The following is an 18442-nucleotide window of genomic DNA, read 5'->3' as shown; positions in this document are numbered from 1 at the left end:
ACCGCCGACCGCCGACCGCTACCTACGGCCCCGTACCTACGGCCCCGGCTGCTACGCCTGCTCGCGGGTTCCTCCCGGCACCCACAGCACGTCGCCGCCCGCGTCCTTGTTGGCGTACCTGGCCAGGATGAACAGCAGGTCGGAGAGCCGGTTGAGGTATTTCGCCGTCAGCACGTTCACGGTTTCGGGGTTGGCGTCGATCGCCGTCCACGCCGAGCGCTCGGCCCGCCGGACCACCGTCCGTGCCACGTGCAGCAGGGCGCTCCCGGGCGTGCCGCCGGGGAGGATGAACGAGCGCAGGTTCTCCAGCGCCTCGTTGTAGCGGTCGCAGTCCCGCTCGAGGCGGTCGACGTCGGCCTGCTCGATCCGCAGCGGCGGGAACTCCGGCTCGGCCACGATCGGGTTGCTCAGGTCCGCGCCCACGTCGAACAGCTCGTTCTGGATCCGGGTCAGCGTGGCGACGACCTCGGCGTCCAGCGCGCCGAGCGCGATCGCGACCCCGATGTTCGAGTTCGCCTCGTCCGTGTCCGCGTACGCGACGAGCCGCGGGTCGGTCTTGGAGGTCTTGCTCATGTCGCCGAGCCGGGTGGTCCCGTCGTCCCCGGTGCGCGTGTAGATCCTGGTGAGGTTGACTGCCATGTCCCGAGCTTAGCCATTGAGCCGGGCTTTGCTACCGGCTAGTAGGCTGCGGGGCATGACTAACACAATCGCCGTGATCGGTGCCGGACTTATGGGCTCTGGCATCGCCCAGGTTTCGGCGGCCGCCGGATACGAGGTGGTCCTGAGGGACGTGTCGGACGCCGCCACCGCGCGCGGTCTGGCCGGTATCACCGCCTCCTACGAGAAGTTCGTGAGCAAGGGCAGGATGGACGCGGCGGACGCCGAGGCCGCCCTGGCGCGGATCACGCCCACCACCGATCTGGCGGGCCTCGGCGAGGCGGACGTGATCGTGGAGGCCGTCTTCGAGGACCTCGACGTGAAGCAGGGGCTCTTCCGCGAGCTCGACAAGATCGCCAAGCCCGGCGCCGTGCTGGCCACCAACACGTCCGCGCTGCCGATCACCCAGATCGCGGCGGTGACCGAGCGGCCCGAGTCGGTCGTCGGCACCCACTTCTTCTCGCCGGTGCCGCTGATGGCGCTGTGCGAGCTGGTGCGCGGCTACAAGACGTCCGACGAGACGCTGGCCCGGGCGCGCGAGTTCGCCGAGAAGGTCGGTAAGACCTGCATCGTGGTCAACCGCGACGTGGCGGGCTTCGTCACCACTCGGCTGATCGCCGCGCTGGGCAACGAGGCGGTGCGGCTGCTCGAGTCGGGCGTGGCGACCGCCGAGGACATCGACACCGCGTGCCGGCTCGGCTTCGGGCATGCGATGGGCCCGCTGGCCACGCTCGACCTGACCGGCGTGGACATCATGCGCAACGCCACCCGCAACATCTACAACGAGACCCACGCGGACCAGTTCGCGGTGCCGGAATTGCTGAACCGGATGGTCGCGGCGGGGGACCTGGGCCGCAAGAGCGGCCACGGGTTCTACGACTACAGCTGACCTGCTGACTGGCTGGCAAGCTGACGAGCTCACCAGCTGACGGCGCGATGAAGGCTGACAAGCAGTCAGGCGGGGCCCCTGGATGAGGGGCACCGCCTGATCGTCGTTCAGCCAACGGTGCGCATCACGTTCGAGACGTGGTGCGCCGCGGCACTACGCGTTCGCGTCGACCGCCTGGCCGCGAAGGAGCCGCAGGGTGCCGTCGCGCTGCTCGAGCAGCATGCGGCGCAGCGCCGGCGGGACGACCTTCTCGTCCGTCTCCGCGAGCACCACGTCCACGGCGTCCACGACGGCCTGGTCGACCGTCAGGAGCGGGTAGAGGCCCGCGACGAGCATCTGCGCCATGTGCGGCGTCCGCTCGGCCCACAGCCGGGTCACGACCTCGAAGTACCGCGCCACGTACGGCTGCAGCAGTTCGCGCTGCTCGTTCTGCTTGAAGCCGGCGATGACCGCGAGCAACTCCTCGTTGGTGAGCTTGTCGCTCTCCACCGCCGACGCCCAGGCCTCTTCCTTGGCCTCGGCCGTCGGGATCGCCGCCCGGCAGGTGAGCGCGTGCCGCTTGCCCGCCGCGGTCGGGTCCTGGGCGAGCTCGGCGTCGATCTGGGCCGCGTCCGCACGGCCCATGGCCGCCAGCCGGGCCAGCAGCGCCCAGCGCAGGTCGGTGTCCACGGTCAGGCCGTCGATCTGCTCGCTGCCGTCCAGCAGTCCGCCGAGCAGGCTCAGCTGGGCCTCCGTCAGCGCCGAGGAGGCCAGCGCCTTGGCCCAGGACAGCTGGATGTCGCTGCCGGGGGCCGCGGCGAGCAGCTGCTCGTGCGCGAAGGCGGCCCAGCGCTCGGCCAGCGCCTCGCGGTGCTGCGGCGCCGCGTAGAGCTCGATCGCGCTCTTCGCCTGGCCCTGCAGCGACTGCAGGACGCCGATCTGGGTCTCCTTGGCCGCGCCGGAGAGCACCAGCGGCACGTACGCGCTCGCCGCGAGCTCGCCGTTGCGCATCATGTCCCAGGTCGAGACCCAGGCCAGCGCGCGCGGCAGCGACTCGGTGAACTCGCCGATCGACTCGATCAGCGTCGCGATCGAGCGCTCGTCGAAGCGGATCTTCGCGTAGGACAGGTCGTCGTCGTTGAGCACGAGCACGTCCGGCTGCCGCTCGCCGACCAGCTCGGGCACCTCGGTGCGCGCGCCGTCCACGTCCAGCTCGACTCGGCGTACGCGGGCGAGGCCGGTCTCGCCCCTCTCGTACAGGCCGATGGCGATGCGGTGCGGACGCAGCGTCGGGTAGTCCTTCGGCGCCTCCTGCAGCACGGCGAACGTGGCGTAGGTGCCGTCCTCGGCGAGGGTGAACTCGGCGCGCAGCGTGTTCGGGCCGGCCGTCTCCAGCCACGCCTTCGACCACGCCGCGAGGTCCCGTCCACTCGCCTCCTCGAGGGCGCCGAGCAGGTCGGAGAGCCGGGTGTTGCCCCAGGCGTGCCGCCGGAAGTAGGTGCGCAGGCCCTGGAAGAACGCCTCGTCGCCGACGTACGCCACCAGCTGCTTGAGCACCGAGGCGCCCTTGGCGTAGGTGATGCCGTCGAAGTTCACGTACACGGCTTCGAGGTCGGGGATCTCGGCCACGATCGGGTGCGTGGACGGGAGCTGGTCCTGCGCGTAGGCCCAGGTCTTCTCGGCGTTCGCGAAGGTGGTCCAGGCGCCGGACCAGCGCGTCGCGTCGGCCTGGCAGCGCACCGAGGCGTAGGTGGCGAACGACTCGTTGAGCCAGAGGTCGTTCCACCACTCCATGGTGACCAGGTCGCCGAACCACATGTGCGCGAGCTCGTGCAGGATCGTCTCGGCCCGGCGCTCGTAGGAGGCGTCGGTGACCTTGGAGCGGAAGACGTAGCTCTCCCGGAAGGTCACGCAGCCCGCGTTCTCCATGGCGCCCGCGTTGTACTCGGGCACGAACAGCTGGTCGTACTTGGGGAACGGGTACGGCTGGTCGAACTTCGCCTCGAAGTAGTCGAAGCCCTTGAAGGTGACGTCGAAGATCTCGTCGGCGTCCAGGTACTCCATCAGGGACCTGCGCGCGGCCACGGCCATCGGGATCACCGTGCCGTTCGCCGAGGTGTAGTCCTTGCGCACGACGCCGTAGTCGCCGGCGACCAGGGCGGTGATGTACGTGGAGATCCGCTCGGTCGGCTCGAAGCGCCACACGGCCCGGCCCTCGCCGAGCGCCTCCGGCTTCGGCGTGGGGGAGTTGGAGAACAGCTCCCAGGTCTCCGGCGCGGTGACGGTGAACCGGAAGGCGGCCTTCAGATCCGGCTGCTCGAAGTCGGCGAACACCCGGCGCGCGTCCGGCACCTCGAACTGGGTGTACAGGAACACGCCGCCGTCGACCGGGTCGACCATCCGGTGCAGGCCCTCGCCGGTGTGGCTGTACTGGCAGTCGGCGCGCACGTGCAGCACGTTCTCCGCCTCGAGCCCGTCGAGCGCGATGCGCGAGTCGGCGAAGACGGCGGCCGGGTCGAGGGAGCGGCCGTTGAGCGTGATCTCGTGGATCGGCCCGTCGGTGACCAGGTCGGCGAAGGTGGCCGAGCCCGGCTCCGCGGTGAAGCGGACGGTGCTGCTGGAGCCGAAGCTCTCGGGGCCGACCGTGAGATCGAGCTCGACCTCGTAGGACGAAACCGAAATAAGGCGCGCGCGGTCCGCCGCCTCTTCACGGGTCAGATTGGTACCGGGCACTTTGCTGCACGGCTCCTTACTCGGACGGGTTGGTCTGGTCTCTTGCGTGCTGAAGATACTTGCATGGATCCTACGGCCGTGGGTGGCGGGAATGGGCAGGGCCGTGCCCGGTGTTGGCGATGTCATGACGGAATCTGCGCAGGACCGGGTGGTGGCCGACCTCTGGGTCGACCCGCTGTGCCCGTGGGCCTGGATGACGAGCCGCTGGCTGCTCGAGGTGGAGAAGCTGCGTCCGATCGACGTGCGCTTCCATGTGATGTCGCTCTCCGTGCTCAACTCGGGCCGGGACGAGCTGCCGGAAAACTACAAGGAGATGCTCAGCCGCGGCTGGGGCCCGGTCCGGGTGCTGATCGCCGCTCAGCAGCAGGAGGGCGATCAGGTCGTCCGGCCGCTGTACGACGCGCTCGGCACGCGTCGGCACATCGGAAAGCAGGAGTTCAACCGGGAGACGATCGAGGCCGCGCTGGCCGAGGTCGGGCTGCCCGCCTCGCTGGCCGACGCCGCGGACACCGACGCCTACGACGAGGCGCTCAAGAAGTCGCACCACGCGGGCATGGACCAGGTCGGCATGGACGTCGGCACCCCGGTGATCTCCACCGAGGGCGTGGCGTTCTTCGGCCCGGTGGTCTCTCCGGCGCCCAAGGGCGAGGCCGCGGCCAAGCTGTGGGACGGGGTGCTGCTCGTCGCCGGGACGGACGGCTTCTTCGAGCTCAAGCGGACCCGGACCCGCGAGCCGATCTTTGACTGATCGGACCGACCTGACCGACCGGTTCGGCGGAGGCGTCCTGCGCTGATCCGCCGACCCCGGTGCCGGTCCCGGCCAACGGCAGGCGCACCGTGAACACGGCGCCCCCGCCCGGCCGGGACCGCACCGAGGCCGTGCCGCCGTGCGCCTGCGCGACCGAGCTCACGATCGAGAGCCCGAGCCCGCTGCCGCCGGTGCCGTCGCCGCGCCCGCGCGAGCTGTCCGCGCGGTAGAAGCGCTCGAACACGAGCCGCTGCTGACGCTCGGTCAGACCGGGACCCTCGTCGGCCACCTCCAGCACCACCTCGTCGTTCTCGCGGCGGGCGCTGATCGTCGCGCTCGTGCCCGGCGGGGTGTGCGCCCGCACGTTGGACAGCAGGTTCGCGAGCACCTGGCGCAGCCGGTCGGCGTCGCCGAGCACGCGGACCGGGGAGTGGTACCCGTCCGCATTCTCCGCACCGTCGACGGCCGTCTCGATCGGCCAGCGCGGATCCGCCGCCTGCGAGTCGCGCGCGGCGTCATGCACCAGCGCGCCGAGGTCCACGATGGCGCGGTCCAGCGGACGCCCGGAATCCAGCCGTGCGAGCAGCAGCAATTCGTCCACCAGTACGCCCATCCGGCTGGCCTCGGACTCGATCCGGCGCATCGCCAGGGCCAGGTCCTCGGGCCGGGACGAGGCGCCGCGGCGGAAGAGCTCGGAGTAGCCGCGGATCGAGGCCAGCGGGGTGCGCAGTTCGTGCGAGGCGTCCGCGATGAAGCGGCGCAGCCGGTTCTCCGAAGCCCGCTGCTCGTTGAAGGCGTGCTCCAGACGAGTGAGCATCAGGTTTACCGAGTGCCCCACGCGGCCCAGCTCGGTGTCCGGATCCGCGGGGGAGACGCGCTGATTCAGGTCGCCGCTGCCGATCAGCACGATCTGGTCGCCCATCTGCTCGAAGGGCCGCAGCTGCCGCTTGATCTTCCAGCTCGCCATCCAGCCGACGAAGCAGAACGCCAGGGCCGCGGTGATCGCCTCGAACACGCCGAGGTGCCACATCGTGTCGGTCACGCTCTTCTCGGAGGTCGCCAGGACCAGCTCGCCCTGGTCGTCGGGCAGGTAGCTCGCCCTCACCCGGTACGTGATCGAATCCTGCTTCGTCGTGTAGAACGCGGCGCCGTCCTTGTTCGGTCCGCTGCCCTTCGCGCCCGGCACCATCGCGGAGGTGATGGTCGGCACGGATCCGATCTGCACGATCGTCCCGTTCGTCAGCCGCATCCGCACGAGCGCGGGCAGCATCCCGGATTTCGCGGCGTCGGCCCACTGCGACCCCGAGGAATCGCTGAGGTCGGGGGCGTTGTGCGCGGCGTACTGCGTGGAGACGTACTGGTTCATCAGCACCGAGGTCGCCGACAGCTGGGCGTCGAGGTTCCGCGACAGCACGTTGTAGACGGCCCACGACGTCGCCGCGTCGATCAGGATCAGCGCGAAGACGAGCCGGATCAGCAGCGTGCGCAGCAGCCGCGCCCGCAGCGAGCCGCGGCCGCGGTGCCGGGCGCAGAACCACCGGTGGGGCCGCCTAACGCTCGCCATCGGACCCCTGGGACGCGTTCGGATCCCGCGGCAGGCGCAGCGAATAGCCGACCCCGCGCACGGTGTGGATCAGCGGCACGCGGTCCCGGTCCACCTTCTTGCGCAGGTACCCCGCTAAAACACATAGACCAGGGACGAGGTACTTGCGATGATCGATCTCATGCTTACAACGGACTACGACGGGTGCGGTAAGTGCTGGGTTGGAGTCCGGCGACTCTCGCGGACGACCGAGCGGACCAACTCGCCCGAGGATCAGAAGGACATGATTCTTGAGGCAGCGACCGACAACGGCGGGCACATCATCGCTTGGGCCGACGACTGGGAGGTTTCCGGCGCAACCAACCCGCTCGACCGGCCGCAGTTCGGCCCGTGGCTTCGCGGCGAGATGGGACCCTACGACGGCATCGTAGGCTCAGCCGTTGACCGTATCGGCCGCAACCAGGTGGACGTTTTGACCACGGGTTACATGATGCGTGACTCCGGCCGCGCGATCATCACCAGCGGACACACCGGACCGTGGGACCTCTACGACGAGGTTGACGAGACCCGATTTTCGATGGACGCACTCGGCGCACAGATGGAGCACCGGGCGATCGTGCGGCGGAACAGGAACGCTACCAAGAAGATGCGCGAATCCGGACGGCCGAAGAACAAGAACTCTTACGGCTATAAGTACGTTCGACTCACCCCGCTCGGTGCCGTGGATCATGTCGCCCTGGACGAGGTTGCCGCCGAGATCATTCGCGACGTGGCAGAGCGGATCCTGTCCGATGAAACCGGCAAGATCACGGTGAACACGGAAGCTGTGCGTCTGACCAAGGCCGGAATCCCGAACCCGACCGATCACCGGGCACGCCTCTACGGCCGCCCCATGAAGGGACTTCCGTGGCGGGGCAAGGTTCTTAAGGGGATCTTGACCAGTGAGGCAGCGCTCGGCTACCTCATGCACGATGGACGGCCCGAACTCGACGACGAAGGACATCCGAAGCGGCTTGCCGAGCCTCTATGGGACGCTGCCACACGGTCAGCCCTGATCAAGAAGACCGCGCCGAAGCGTAACGATGCAGGCCGCGCCCCGAAGGGAACCGCGCTGTTGCTCGGCATCGCGTTCTGCGGAACGTGCGGGCACCGCTTGTACTTGAACGCCGTCAGCCGCAACAGCAACGGCCCCGCGTCCTACACCTGCCGAGCGCGCGTCCAGGGACTTCCGGCCGCCGCTACGTGCAAGCCCGCGCCAACCATGTCGGTTGCGAACCTTGACGCGCTGGTCGAGACCCATTTCCTCAAGGAAATCGGAGACATCCCGCTCTACAAGCGCGTCTACGACCCTGGCACGGGGCACGCCGCCCGCATCTCCGAACTGGAAACAGACCGCAAGCGCCTCAAGGACGACCGTAACGCAGGCCTCTACGACGACGCTGACGAAGCCGATTGGTACCGGCGCCGCTACCGCGCCATGACGGACGAGATTCGCCAGCTCAAGGCTTTGCCCGACCGCCCGGCCAAGATGTATTGGCAGCCGCTCGGCAAGACCGTGGCCGACCAGTGGCGCGACGCGCCCGACGATGTTGCGCGCCGGGAACTGCTGGCCGCCTACGACTTCCGCGTCGTGCTCCACCCGCGAGGAAGCGAGACGCGGGTATGGATTCACAACCTCGACCCGTCCGCCGAGGACGACGCCCGCCGCGCGAGCTGGGAGGCCCACCAACTCAGCATCGCCGAGGAAGCCGACTTGCGCGCCCAGGTCGAAGCCGAGCAGCACGCCGAACGCGCACGCGAGGACCAGGCCGCCGACGAGAACGCCCCCGGCGACGAGGACCGGGAAGCAGAGCAGCACGCCGAGCGCGCCGACGCCGACCAGGCCGCCGACCAGAACCCCGCCCCCAGCGACCAGGACCAAGCCCTAGGCACTTGGACCGGCCGCCCCGACCCGGACGAGCAGGAGCTAACCGCGTAACCCGATGACCGCACGCCGCAGGGCCGGAAGGGCACACGCCCGACCGGCCCTGTTGGCTTGCACCCACACCGACCATGATCGTTTAAGCCGGGTAAGGTCGCTTCGCGGCTGTCAAGCACACCGGTCAGCCGCCTGCCCCTTTACGCCGCGTGGGCAACTGACGTCTAGTTGATCTTGGGTCCCGGATAAGGTCGCTTCGCGGCTGCCCCTCTATGCCGCCCGGCCTCCAGCCCACTCGCTCACAGCGCGCGGCAAGCTCGGCAGGGTGCTCGCCCGCTGCGCGCATGTCAGGTTTCCTCGCTGCGGTCGAACTCGATCCAGTCGGGCCGTGGACCTTTTCGGATCACCGTTTCCTCCGCGATCCCTTCCGCGATCTCCGCGAGGTCAGGCGCCAGGCCCTTACCGACGAATTCCCACGAGCTCTCGCGCACGACCCCGGTTTTCGGCTCCACCACCCCGGCAAGCTCGCGCCGATACGCCGCCCGCACCTCGCGCAGCTCCCCGTACGTCGTCGAGTACACCCGAGATTTCGTGGCGATGTTGCCCCGGAACCCGAGCTGATTCGCCCACATCTGGAGATGTAAGCCCTCGTACTCCGGCACGTCTCCGAGTTCCCACGCGGTACGCATCAGCCTCCGCGCGTGCTCGCTCAACGGCGCCGCCTCGATCTGCCCGATGTGCCGCAGCCGTCGCGGTAGGACCATGCCCGCAGGGTCGCCCTTCGTGACGTACTTCGCGATGTACGAGCCCACCGCCGTCTCCGACAACACGCGGTCATCCGTGCCCGCCCCGGTGATCTCGCGCACGTCTAGTTGCCGCCCGAGCGCCAGCGCCCGCCGCTCTCCGCCCGGACCCGCAAGGTAGCGGCGCGTCGCCGGTCCCGCCGCCGTGATCGCCTCACGCAGCAGTCCGACCGTGGCCCAGACCGGGGGATCATCGCCCGGACCGTCCGGGCCGTCGAACCGGAAAGCCGCATGAGCGTGAATGCTGCCGCGCCGCTGAAACTCCACCACCTTTGCGAAGGATAGACGGACCAGGTTCGGCAGTTCACCGCGCCTGACCCCGACCCTCTCCGCCGTCTCACGGCCGATCTGCTTGACGAACTGATTCCACAGCACGCCAAACGACGCGTTCCACAGCACCGCGCCCGCGTAGTCGTAGCACTCGGCGCAGAGCGGCGTCCCGACCCGAGGATCGGACGCGCTGTGCTGCGCGGCGCACCACAGCCGATTCCCGTGCGGGCACGTCAACTCACCGCGCCGGACCCGGCATCGATCCGAGGCCCGATGGTTGTCCGTGACCCGATGCACCGGCCCGAAGCTTGGCGCCGTCACCGTCGCGAACACGCGCGGATGGCGACTGACCGACGCCGGAACGCCCTTGCCGCCCGACAGGCCCGACCTGATGATCTGGAAGGTGTCGCCGTTGTGCAGCAGACTGCACGGCACGCACACCGACTCGCGCCGGTTGCGGCACGCGACCATCAGCGTCCCGAACGGCAAGTCGGCCGAGCGGAACACGTGCAGCAGCTCACTCGTGGCCGCATCGCGGGTGAGCGTGTGCCCGACCAGCATCACCGGGCCAGCGCACCCGCCGAGACGTTCGAGCGCCTGATACCAGGCCCGGAACTCCGGACCCACCATCCGCGCCAGGTGCGAGATGCGCAGCACCGGCCGGTCACTTCGATCCGGCATCACCGCGACCATCGCCACACCGCGCGGCTCGCCGTTAACCCCCGCGTGGTCCGGGGGCCAGCTGGACCGGCCGAACCGCGGCGCGCCCCACCCGGCTTGACCTGGGCTCGGGGCGCCGCGGTTCGGCCGGCGCGCGGCCCGCTCGAAGGCTGCGGACCGATCCCAATACCAACCCCGTCCGGCTCCAGACCGCCGAGAGCAATGCTCTGATTCCTGTTATGCAGCGACAACCGTCACTCTCGTCTAAGCAAGTGGCGCGCTACCCGCTCGCTTGCGGACAACGCGCCACCCACGTTCTACCGGTTCCTACATACCTCGGGCTGGGCTACCGCTGGCCCCGGCCCCGGCACACCCGGCACGCCTTGCGCGTGTCGTGCATCCCGTTGCCCTTCTTCGACCACACCTTCTTACGGCCCTTGCACTTCGGACACGGCCGCAGCGGACGCGGAATCCCCTGCCATTCCCGACTCGGGTACTTCCTACTCATCGCGTCCCCCTCCACCACGCCCGCTCGTCATCCACAGCGCCGCCCGTCCCGTGGCAGGCCCCGCATTCGCGCCAGGCCCTCCGGATCAGTCCGCGCCGCTTACCGAACCCGCCGCAGCGCCCGCACAGTCGCGGCGCGTTCAACTCGGCCTCTTCCAACCGGCGCAGGAAGCCCGCCCAGTTGGGGTCGTAACCCGTCACCATCACTTGCCCCCGATCGCGGTCATGACCGCATTCACGGTTTCCGACAGAAAGTTCCCCAGTCCCGTGCCGTTCAGGTAGAACCCGGCCAGGAACAGAATCCACGCGTCCAGCGGCGACACCCGCCGCGAGCGCTCCAGCATCCATGCCAGGGCGCAGAAGAAGAACGCCAGCGGAATCCCGAGAAGGTGAGCACCCATCAGCCCTCACCCCCTTCCGAGTCCGGGGGGAGATCCACGAAGTACGGCCGCTTGATCCCGGGCAGAACCGGCGTGATCCGGGAGTAGATGCGTGCGGCATCCGCCGCCTCGTCCACGCCCGTGAACATGGCCCGAGCGCGGACCCACGAGCCCTCACCGTCGCCGGTAACAGCCGTGCCCTGCTCATCCGCTCGGATCATCTGGGCAGTGACCACCGCCTCAGGCCAGATATCGCCGAGCGTCATCACCGCCGTCTCGCCGTCGGAGACGTGCATGCACACCCGGCCCGAGAGCTGAGAGCGCAGCAGCGTCGCCCCGGACCCGAGGTCACTGCCGAACCGCTGGCCGCCCGCAATCACATGGATATCCAGCGCCGCGCCCAGTTGCGCGAGCTTGACCAGCAGCGCCACCGTCTTGTCGCGCAGCGCCACCTCTTCCCGGTCCCGGTTGCTGGTCACGAGGAACAGTTCCGCTACCTCGTCGATCACCAGCACCACGGGCGGGGGCGGTTCCGGCAACTCCCACGCCTGACGAACACCCGCCATGTTGCAGGCGTGCGTGCGCTCGTCCTTCAACTCGACCAACGCTTCCAGGATCTCCACGGCCTCTTGCCGTGTCGTGGCAAGGCCCGACAGGCGCGGCCGGTACACGCTGAGTTCGAGCCCGCCTTTCAGATCGATGCCGACGATGGCGACCCCTTGCGGCGCGAACCGCGTGACGATCGCATGAATCAGCGTGCTTTTACCGGACCGCGTCGCACCCACAATCAGCCAGTGCGGCACGAGCCGGAAATTCATCAGCCACGACTTCGCCCGCTCGGTGACCCCGACCACCAGCACCATCACCGGAGGCCCAGCCGGGGCAGTGGTACCCGCGCGCCGCGCGTCAGGGTTGCGTACCACCACCCCCGCCAGAGGGTCCGACAACAGCGCCTCAATGTGGATTAGGCCCCGCTCCGGCGAGGTGATCCGCACCGCGTATACACGCCACGCGTGCATCAGCGCCTCAGCGGACTGCGCGTACTCCTCAGGGGTCTGACCCGGCATCAGCCGGACCCGCACCACCAGACCGGTACGCGTCGGGCGCCCGATCCACAGCCGAGGGACAACCGGCCGCACCTCCTGACCGCGCACGATCAGGTCACCGATCACCGCCTGAGACGCCCGGCGCGAGACCGACAGGCCCCGCTCAATGCACAGCGGGCGCCACGTGCGCGTGATCCGGAACCACGTCAGGGGATAGCCGACGATGTACCAGTGCCAGACGGGGGAGCGGTGCCGAAGCACCGCGCCCGCCAGCAGCCACACCGCGACCACGCCCAGGAAGTACAGCCCCGGACTAGTCAACGTGTGCATATCTGCTACCCCTCCTCTCCGTACACGAGCGTCATGTAGAGCGCCGTGAGCTGGTCCCGCATCTCGAACAGCGGATTGACAACCGCCCAGTACTGGCGAAGCGCCGCGTCCTGGTCCGTCATCTCGGCCATCTCGGCGACCAGCGCCGTCAGGACCTCGCCCTTCGCCCTGATCTCCCGCAGAACCTCGCGGGTCTCCTCGCTCAGTTCCATCAGCCCGCCCCTCCCGCGAGAAGCTGGCTTGTGATCAGGGTGTTGATGTACCGGCGCGCGGCTTCCTGCGAGGTGGCGCCCTCCGGGCGTGCGCCATCGCACACCCGCACGGCTTCCGCGCAGGCCTCCAGAGCCCTGTCACGCACCTGCGCCGCGAGCGAACTCACGGCCAGCAGCACGGTTTCCAGGTTGTAGACCGGGACCTGTTCGGCCTCGATCAAGCCGATGACCTTCGCGAGGTCACCGTGCACGAGTTCCAGGTTTTCCAGCAGTGCCGCTAGCGCAGTGCTCACGAGCCGCCGCCCGTCCCGGACACACGGTCCGCGTCGGCCGAGCTGATCGCGTCGAGGACCGCGCTCTTGACCTCATTCACGATCCGGTGCGCGGACCTGTCCGCGTCGCACTCCGCGCACCACTCGTCCCACTCCCAGTAGGCCTCCAGGGCAGCGCCGCGCACGATCTCCGCCAGCGTCGCCACGCACAGGAACCAGACGGCCGGATCAAGTCCCGGCTTCTCCCGGTCCTTCTCCATCCCGGCAAGGCCCGCGATGTATCCGCCGACGCGGTACAGTTCCGATTCGATGTCGTCTACATCGATCACGAGGCACCGCCCTTCGCGGGCGTGCGGCCCGAGCTGGGCGAGCTAGCGGACGTGTCCGCAGTGGTCGCGGGGGGTGTCGTCGGCCGGGCCGGGGTGATCGACTCGGCCCGGTAGGTGACCCCGGAACGCCCTTCGCGCTCCCACGGCCGCGCCTCCAAACCGGCCAACACCACCGGCTCGCCCTCGACCAGCCCGGACGGCTCGCCAGGAACCTCCACGTCCAGCACCGCCGCACGCCGGTCGCCCACGACCTTGACCAGCACGCCGACCAGGTACAGCGGCTTGCCCGTATCCCGATCCGTGCGCACCTCACCGGTATTGAAGTCGGACCGGACCTCAGGAACCGCCGTGCACAGCACGTTGGTCAACCGGCCCCAGTCCACGGGGATCACGCGCATCGTCATCGCGTACCACCCCCGACCGCAGCCAGCACCCGCGCCGGGGCCGCGTCCGTGGAGTAGACCCGCACGGCATCAGCCGGAGCGGTCACCCCGCACTTCTTCTCCCACTCCGGAGAGCTGTACTCGATCGACGGGGGAACGGTCTGGCCGCCGACCACACACGGAGTCCACGACGCCGCAGCACTCGACGCGCCAGCCGAAGGCGAGGCCCCGCCCGCTTCAGCGGAGGTGAACGCGCTCAGCGTCTCCTGAACCACCTTCGCGTTATCCACAGCTGTGGACAGCGTCCCGGTGGTCGATGCCGAGGTCGCGAAGACCACGACATTGCCGTCAGCGGCAAACACCAGGTCACCCACGTCCGTCTTGCCCTTGTACGTGAGCGTGAGCCGCAGGTCCACGGCCGTGTTCGCCGAAGTGACCTCCGCCGCCTCAGAGCGCGGGCCGACCGTCAGCGTCACCGGGGCCGAGGCCCCCGAGCTGTTGCTGTAGGTGAACGAGCCGCAGGAAGCGAACTTCGCCGCCAACTCGTTGACGAGCGCCGAAGCCTGCGCGGGAGTGCTGAACTCGTACATCCCGTACGCGTACGAATTCTTAGCCGCCGAATCCTCGCCCTGGTCGATGAAATACGCCTCTTCCCCGAAGCCCGGCCCCGAGGCGTAGTCCAGGATCATCGAGCACGACGCCGACGCCACATCGGCGTACTTGCTGTTGACCGCGATCTTGTTGCCCGTGTCGTAGAAGCCCTCCGGAATCGGGCTGACATCGGACGGGTACATCGCGGCCGGCACCCACGAATAGAACTGGTCCGCCGTGTGCGTCCCGGACAGCCGGGCACCGGCCCCGGCTTGGGTCACGACGCCCGAGGACGAACCCGACCCGCCGTTGTTGCTGTTGCCGCCGCCCGAGTTGCCGCAGGCCGCGAGGGTGGAGGCGAGCAGGACGGCCGAAGCCGCGCCCGCCGTGATCTTGATTGTCTTGGTGATGATCAGCTACAGCCAGTCACTTTGCGTGAAGTGTCGGACAACCGCCGCTCGGTTGTCCTAACGAGGAACAAGCTTAGGTACAAGCGGCGCACTGACGCAAGCCCTATTCCGTCGCGGGACAAGCTTTGGTATAGGTTGCAGGAAGCCCAATTTTTCTCAGGGCGAAAATCAGAATCCCGCCACACGAAAAATCGCAAGCCAGAGCCCCGCCCGCGAATGTGACCCAGAACACACACGAGCCCGAGCCCTACATAGAAGCGAGGAGCGTGCACCATGGCCGACGACGACGGCCCCATCGTGCGAAGCACCCTCACCGAGCAGATCGTCTCCCGTCTGCGCACTTCCCTAAGCGACGGATCATTCCCACTCGGCCAGCCGCTCCCCAGCGAACACGAGCTGATGGAGCGTTACGGCGTCTCACGCAACGTCGTGCGCGCTGCTATCAGCGCCCTGCGCGGCCAAGGCCTGATCTACACCGTCCGAGGAATCGGGTCCTTCCCGAGCGAGACCGTGCGCAACATCCCGCGCATCCCCGGCGACCCATGGGACACCCTGATCCCGACCAAGGACCCGTTTGCGCGCCGCGACTATGCCGACGCCGAGACCGCAGAACTCTTCGACGTCCCCAAGCGCATGATGATGTTCATCACCGAACGTCCCGCCACCCGCGAGGACACCGGGCAGAAGGTCTTGACCGCCCGCGTCATGCCCGCGTCAGTGTTCTTCGGCATCGAGCCCAGCCCCATGCCGTTCGAGATGACCCGCGCCGAGCTGGTGACCCTGTTCAACAAGCACTTCGGCCCGCTCACCGAGGAATACGGCTTCCAAGCCATCGGCGCCGACCCGAACCAGGCGCTAGAACTCGGCGTTCCCAAAGGCGCGCCGCTCATCGAGATCACCCGCTACACCCGCAGCGCCGAAGGCCGGTTGCTCATGACCGAGACCGAAATCACCACCGGCCCCGGCATCCGGCACATCACCGCTCCTGTGCCCGTGAGCTAACCCGCCGCCGCGCCGCTTCTGAGCCTGCGGCCTAACGTTGCTTTACCTCATCAAGGCGCGGCGCGCTTCGCGCGCCGCGCGGCCGGGCGCGCACCCGCGCGCCCTCGCGCTTGCGCTGCGGCGCTGGCGCGCCGTTCGCGCGCAAGCGCGCGGGCACCCGCCCGGCCCTCTGCTCTTCCCAACGCGCGGCGCCGTCCCGGTTCGGCATCAACCCCCTTAGCTCGGAGCGTTCGCATGCTCGGCCGCGCGTGGCCACCCTGCGGCACACGGCGCGAGAATACCCCGCGTGGCCGGGGCCGCTCCTTGCGCAGAGGAGCGCCCACCGCATCGATCCATCCCGGGGACACGATCCAGTGGGCGCACTCTGCGCAGTCGGCTCGGCTGAGATGCCGCAGACCGACGCCACGAAAAACCCCGCGCACTCGCCAGGCCGCCCCGCCGGCCCCACCGCGGCGCTCTGACCTCACCAATTCCCGGCTCGGGGCGCCGCGGTGGCGCCGGCCGCACGGCCACTTTCACCGCGCCGACGACTCCAACCGCCCTCTAGAACTCCTGCTCGTGCGCACGCTCACAACCCGGCGAACTGCCCGACCGCTCGCACGAACCGAGATAGGCCAGCACCAGCCACATCCACTCGCCGTCCCACGGCGCCAGATCCACCCGCACCGCCCCGCGCCCATCCGAGCGCACCAGCGCCGAAACCTCCATCGGCCCGCCCTCCAGGCACGAACCGAGCACGTCCGAGAACACCTCCACCGCCGCATCTGCCTCAGCCTTGCCCGTCACGTAGTCCGCGCCCCCGCCCACCTCTACGCCGCGCCACACCGGATTGGCCTCCCCGAGATCGACCTCCACACCGTCCTCCTCCAACGACGAGCAGTACGACGGCCACTCAGAGACCCACGGCCCGAGCCTCGCGATTTCCGCCATGTCCGCCGACTTCAGCGCTTCCGCCACGCCCAGCGCGACCGGCGCCAGCAGTTCGAAGCGCACGAAACCCAACCCGCGATGCGGAATCCGCCGCACGCCCAGCGCCGGAGAACCCGTCACCCTGGCCACGCTGACCGACAGCCCGCCCGTGACCGCCGCAAGGTACATCAGCTCAGGCGCCGAGCCCCAATGGCCCGACACGTACCGCCCATCCGCAGAATCACCATCCGGACCCTCGGAATCGTCGTCCGACACGCCTATACCGCCTCCCCTCTCATCAGCCGCTTCCTCATACACGGCCATTATGATCATCGGCAGGATTACTCCCCCCGTGTCGCCCAAAGCCCCCAAAGCACCGGGCGACACGGGTTAAAGCCGTTGTGCAGCGCAACTATCGGGCGAAAGCGGACGGTAGCGACAGGGGACGCGCCGTCCTCACCCTCCAGTCACAGGGAGAGCTGACCACTCTACCCGAGCGTAACGACAAGCCCCCACCGCCTTACTACCGTGCGTCCCACGTCAGCGACCGTGCACAGAACTTGAACAGTCCTTTGCGATCACGCACAGCCGCCACCAACCCCGGACAGCAAACGACCCCGGCACCTCACGGCCCGGGGTCGATGCGCAGGGATTCAGCAGCACTCTCAGATTCAGTCGTGTCGATCTACCTCACTTCGACGGCTCGAACTCGTCCAGCTTGACGCCCTTCAGGAACGCGGCCCACTCGCCGCGCGTGAAGCTCAGGACCGGGCCAGTGCCCTTGTCCTTAGTGTCCCGGACGAGGAAACCACCGTGGTCGGTCTCCATGACTTCGACGCAGTTCGAAGCGCCGTTAGACGCCTCGGCCTTGTGCCACTGGTTCTTGATCATTTCTCCAGCTCTCTGATCCGCTGCTCAAGCAGTTGCGATGTTTCCTCCTCAGACAGCGCTACGTCTTCGTAACGCTCGATGTGGTAGCGCGTGTCTTCGGTATCAATGGGGTCATCGTTCATTGGCGTGCCCCATTGAGTCTCAGGGAAGGCCACCGGATCACCGATCGCGGGAATCATGTAGTCGATCGGGTAGATGTCGATGGGCTTGCTGAACGGGATGATTCGAATGTGGATATGGTCCCGCTGGTTCAGTTCGATGAGGTGACGGAACTGCCCAGCCAATACGCTGTTGCCCCCGATTTGCCAGTGCAACACCGATTCGGCCATAAGAGCGTGCAGCACAAGCGGATCTGGCTCCGTCAGCCTGCGCTGACGCCGTAGCCGCACTTGAAGGTCAACATCGTTGCGGCGCCGATCACGCACATGGCCGACCGCGTGCAGTGCCCTGATGTAGTCTTCCGTTTGCAGCAGGCCGGGCACGAACATCGTTTGTACGGCCCATGCTTCGCGCGCGTCGTTCTCGTACGCGAGAAATTCCACGAAGCTCTGATGCAGGAACCGACTCCAGCGCTCCCACCACGCATCGGTGACGCCATCACGCGCCAGTTCCAGGAGCCGCGTAATCTCGCTCTCGTCCTGTCCGTATGCCTCAAGAAGCCGCCGAAGCTCACCTGTATTCACCGGCCCCTTGGCATTCTCCATGCGGCTGAGGTTCGCGCTTGGAATCCCCGTCTCGCGCCTGACGTCCCGATGTGTCCAACCGCTGTCTTTGCGTAACTGGGTCAGCCGCTCCCCGAGTGCCCTCTGCGCCGAGCTAGCCGTGAAGGCCATTCCGATCACTCCCTTCGCGGCCAGTCTGGCATGCCGCGTGCAAGCGGCAGCGTAAAGAATCGGCAAAATCGCGGAGCGCTTCTTGAAGTGCTCCGTGGAGCGGTAGCACTCTGAGAGTGTCGGCGTGACGCTCCGTCAGTCAGGGGC

General features: G+C 68.2%; 18 protein-coding genes and 1 pseudogene. 4 read left to right on the top strand and 15 right to left on the bottom strand.

All coding sequences use genetic code 11. The annotated features are described in order from the left end of the window. Positions 1-51 precede the first annotated feature (51 nt). On the bottom strand, positions 52-639 hold the full coding sequence (locus KDK95_RS01455; protein ID WP_212516108.1) for a cob(I)yrinic acid a,c-diamide adenosyltransferase: 588 nt from the start codon (positions 637-639) through the stop codon (positions 52-54). Positions 640-694: 55 nt separating this feature from the next. Between KDK95_RS01455 and KDK95_RS01450 the strand changes: the two genes are divergently transcribed. Continuing rightward, on the top strand, positions 695-1546 hold the full coding sequence (locus KDK95_RS01450; protein ID WP_212516107.1) for a 3-hydroxyacyl-CoA dehydrogenase family protein: 852 nt from the start codon (positions 695-697) through the stop codon (positions 1544-1546). Positions 1547-1699: 153 nt separating this feature from the next. Here KDK95_RS01450 and pepN read toward each other — a convergent pair whose 3' ends face one another. Continuing rightward, positions 1700-4258, bottom strand: a complete 2559-nt coding sequence (pepN, locus tag KDK95_RS01445) for an aminopeptidase N (protein ID WP_212516106.1) — start codon at positions 4256-4258, stop codon at positions 1700-1702. 124 nt (positions 4259-4382) lie between these two features. Here pepN and KDK95_RS01440 point away from each other — a divergent pair, with 124 nt between their 5' ends. Further along, on the top strand, positions 4383-5006 hold the full coding sequence (locus KDK95_RS01440) for a mycothiol-dependent nitroreductase Rv2466c family protein (protein ID WP_212516105.1): 624 nt from the start codon (positions 4383-4385) through the stop codon (positions 5004-5006). Here the strand turns inward: KDK95_RS01440 and KDK95_RS01435 are convergent. Together KDK95_RS01435 and KDK95_RS38055 are read right to left on the bottom strand one after the other, a co-directional pair. Then, a complete protein-coding gene (locus tag KDK95_RS01435; RefSeq protein WP_212516104.1) occupies positions 4969-6570 on the bottom strand; it encodes a sensor histidine kinase in 1602 nt (533 codons plus the stop codon). The genes KDK95_RS01440 and KDK95_RS01435 overlap by 38 nt on opposite strands. Next, positions 6557-6679, bottom strand: a pseudogene (locus KDK95_RS38055) (DNA-binding response regulator); the annotation flags it as partial. The gene KDK95_RS01435 and the pseudogene KDK95_RS38055, both read right to left, overlap by 14 nt. Before the next feature lie 39 nt (positions 6680-6718). Here KDK95_RS38055 and KDK95_RS01430 point away from each other — a divergent pair. Further along, on the top strand, positions 6719-8527 hold the full coding sequence (locus tag KDK95_RS01430; RefSeq protein WP_212516103.1) for a recombinase family protein: 1809 nt from the start codon (positions 6719-6721) through the stop codon (positions 8525-8527). Between the two features lie 287 nt (positions 8528-8814). Here the strand turns inward: KDK95_RS01430 and KDK95_RS01425 are convergent, their stop codons facing one another. The 8 genes from KDK95_RS01425 to KDK95_RS01390 form a co-directional block, all read right to left on the bottom strand. Further along, positions 8815-10233 (bottom strand): replication initiator, encoded by a 1419-nt coding sequence (locus KDK95_RS01425; protein WP_306466371.1) that lies wholly within the window; start codon positions 10231-10233, stop codon positions 8815-8817. A gap of 677 nt (positions 10234-10910) precedes the next feature. Further along, positions 10911-11108 carry a hypothetical protein gene (locus KDK95_RS01420; RefSeq protein ID WP_212516101.1) on the bottom strand — a complete coding sequence of 66 codons (198 nt, stop codon included), beginning with the start codon at positions 11106-11108 and terminating at the stop codon, positions 10911-10913. Beyond that, positions 11108-12463: an FtsK/SpoIIIE domain-containing protein gene (locus tag KDK95_RS01415; protein ID WP_212516100.1), complete on the bottom strand. Its 1356-nt coding sequence runs from the start codon at positions 12461-12463 to the stop codon at positions 11108-11110. The genes KDK95_RS01420 and KDK95_RS01415 overlap by 1 nt, the downstream gene beginning before the upstream one ends. A 5-nt stretch (positions 12464-12468) precedes the next feature. Continuing rightward, entirely contained in the window at positions 12469-12675 is a 207-nt protein-coding gene (locus KDK95_RS01410) for a hypothetical protein (protein WP_212516099.1), read from the bottom strand. After that, entirely contained in the window at positions 12675-12968 is a 294-nt protein-coding gene (locus KDK95_RS01405; protein ID WP_212516098.1) for a hypothetical protein, read from the bottom strand. Before KDK95_RS01405 ends, KDK95_RS01410 begins: the two co-directional genes overlap by 1 nt. Beyond that, positions 12965-13276, bottom strand: coding sequence for a hypothetical protein (locus KDK95_RS01400; protein ID WP_212516097.1), 312 nt, complete (start codon positions 13274-13276; stop codon positions 12965-12967). The genes KDK95_RS01405 and KDK95_RS01400 overlap by 4 nt, the downstream gene beginning before the upstream one ends. Further along, complete coding sequence (locus KDK95_RS01395) at positions 13273-13680, bottom strand: SCO3933 family regulatory protein (protein ID WP_212516096.1); 408 nt, start codon at positions 13678-13680, stop codon at positions 13273-13275. The genes KDK95_RS01400 and KDK95_RS01395 overlap by 4 nt, the downstream gene beginning before the upstream one ends. Beyond that, positions 13677-14531: a sensor domain-containing protein gene (locus KDK95_RS01390; protein ID WP_212516095.1), complete on the bottom strand. Its 855-nt coding sequence runs from the start codon at positions 14529-14531 to the stop codon at positions 13677-13679. The genes KDK95_RS01395 and KDK95_RS01390 overlap by 4 nt, the downstream gene beginning before the upstream one ends. 402 nt (positions 14532-14933) lie before the next feature. Here KDK95_RS01390 and KDK95_RS01385 point away from each other — a divergent pair, with 402 nt between their 5' ends. Next, positions 14934-15662: a GntR family transcriptional regulator gene (locus KDK95_RS01385; RefSeq protein ID WP_212516094.1), complete on the top strand. Its 729-nt coding sequence runs from the start codon at positions 14934-14936 to the stop codon at positions 15660-15662. Between the two features lie 543 nt (positions 15663-16205). On the opposite strand, the gene KDK95_RS01380 is transcribed toward KDK95_RS01385, so the two are convergent. The 3 genes from KDK95_RS01380 to KDK95_RS01370 all read right to left on the bottom strand — a co-directional run bounded on the left by KDK95_RS01380 (position 16206) and on the right by KDK95_RS01370 (position 18295). Next, positions 16206-16847, bottom strand: coding sequence for a hypothetical protein (locus tag KDK95_RS01380; RefSeq protein WP_212516093.1), 642 nt, complete (start codon positions 16845-16847; stop codon positions 16206-16208). Between the two features lie 414 nt (positions 16848-17261). Next, positions 17262-17462: a DUF397 domain-containing protein gene (locus tag KDK95_RS01375; protein WP_212516092.1), complete on the bottom strand. Its 201-nt coding sequence runs from the start codon at positions 17460-17462 to the stop codon at positions 17262-17264. Next, entirely contained in the window at positions 17459-18295 is an 837-nt protein-coding gene (locus KDK95_RS01370) for a helix-turn-helix domain-containing protein (protein WP_212516091.1), read from the bottom strand. Before KDK95_RS01370 ends, KDK95_RS01375 begins: the two co-directional genes overlap by 4 nt. Between the last annotated feature and the right edge of the window lie 147 nt (positions 18296-18442).

Origin of the sequence: Actinospica acidithermotolerans (assembly GCF_018139625.1) — a bacterium.
Taxonomy (GTDB): Bacteria; Actinomycetota; Actinomycetes; order Streptomycetales; family Catenulisporaceae; genus Actinospica; species Actinospica acidithermotolerans.
Note: the sequence above shows the minus strand (reverse complement) of the source record. Positions and strands in the feature narration are given on the sequence as shown.

What these genes read in the sequence shown, in the direction of transcription:
- KDK95_RS01455 (WP_212516108.1), bottom strand. Translation starts at nt 639, where the DNA reads ATGGCAGTCAACCTCACCAGGATCTACACGCGCACCGGGGACGACGGG.
- KDK95_RS01450 (WP_212516107.1), top strand. Translation starts at nt 695, where the DNA reads ATGACTAACACAATCGCCGTGATCGGTGCCGGACTTATGGGCTCTGGC.
- KDK95_RS01440 (WP_212516105.1), top strand. Translation starts at nt 4,383, where the DNA reads ATGACGGAATCTGCGCAGGACCGGGTGGTGGCCGACCTCTGGGTCGAC.
- KDK95_RS01435 (WP_212516104.1), bottom strand. Translation starts at nt 6,570, where the DNA reads ATGGCGAGCGTTAGGCGGCCCCACCGGTGGTTCTGCGCCCGGCACCGC.
- KDK95_RS01430 (WP_212516103.1), top strand. Translation starts at nt 6,719, where the DNA reads ATGATCGATCTCATGCTTACAACGGACTACGACGGGTGCGGTAAGTGC.
- KDK95_RS01425 (WP_306466371.1), bottom strand. Translation starts at nt 10,233, where the DNA reads ATGGTCGCGGTGATGCCGGATCGAAGTGACCGGCCGGTGCTGCGCATC.
- KDK95_RS01420 (WP_212516101.1), bottom strand. Translation starts at nt 11,108, where the DNA reads ATGGGTGCTCACCTTCTCGGGATTCCGCTGGCGTTCTTCTTCTGCGCC.
- KDK95_RS01415 (WP_212516100.1), bottom strand. Translation starts at nt 12,463, where the DNA reads ATGCACACGTTGACTAGTCCGGGGCTGTACTTCCTGGGCGTGGTCGCG.
- KDK95_RS01410 (WP_212516099.1), bottom strand. Translation starts at nt 12,675, where the DNA reads ATGGAACTGAGCGAGGAGACCCGCGAGGTTCTGCGGGAGATCAGGGCG.
- KDK95_RS01395 (WP_212516096.1), bottom strand. Translation starts at nt 13,680, where the DNA reads ATGACGATGCGCGTGATCCCCGTGGACTGGGGCCGGTTGACCAACGTG.
- KDK95_RS01385 (WP_212516094.1), top strand. Translation starts at nt 14,934, where the DNA reads ATGGCCGACGACGACGGCCCCATCGTGCGAAGCACCCTCACCGAGCAG.
- KDK95_RS01375 (WP_212516092.1), bottom strand. Translation starts at nt 17,462, where the DNA reads ATGATCAAGAACCAGTGGCACAAGGCCGAGGCGTCTAACGGCGCTTCG.
- KDK95_RS01370 (WP_212516091.1), bottom strand. Translation starts at nt 18,295, where the DNA reads ATGGCCTTCACGGCTAGCTCGGCGCAGAGGGCACTCGGGGAGCGGCTG.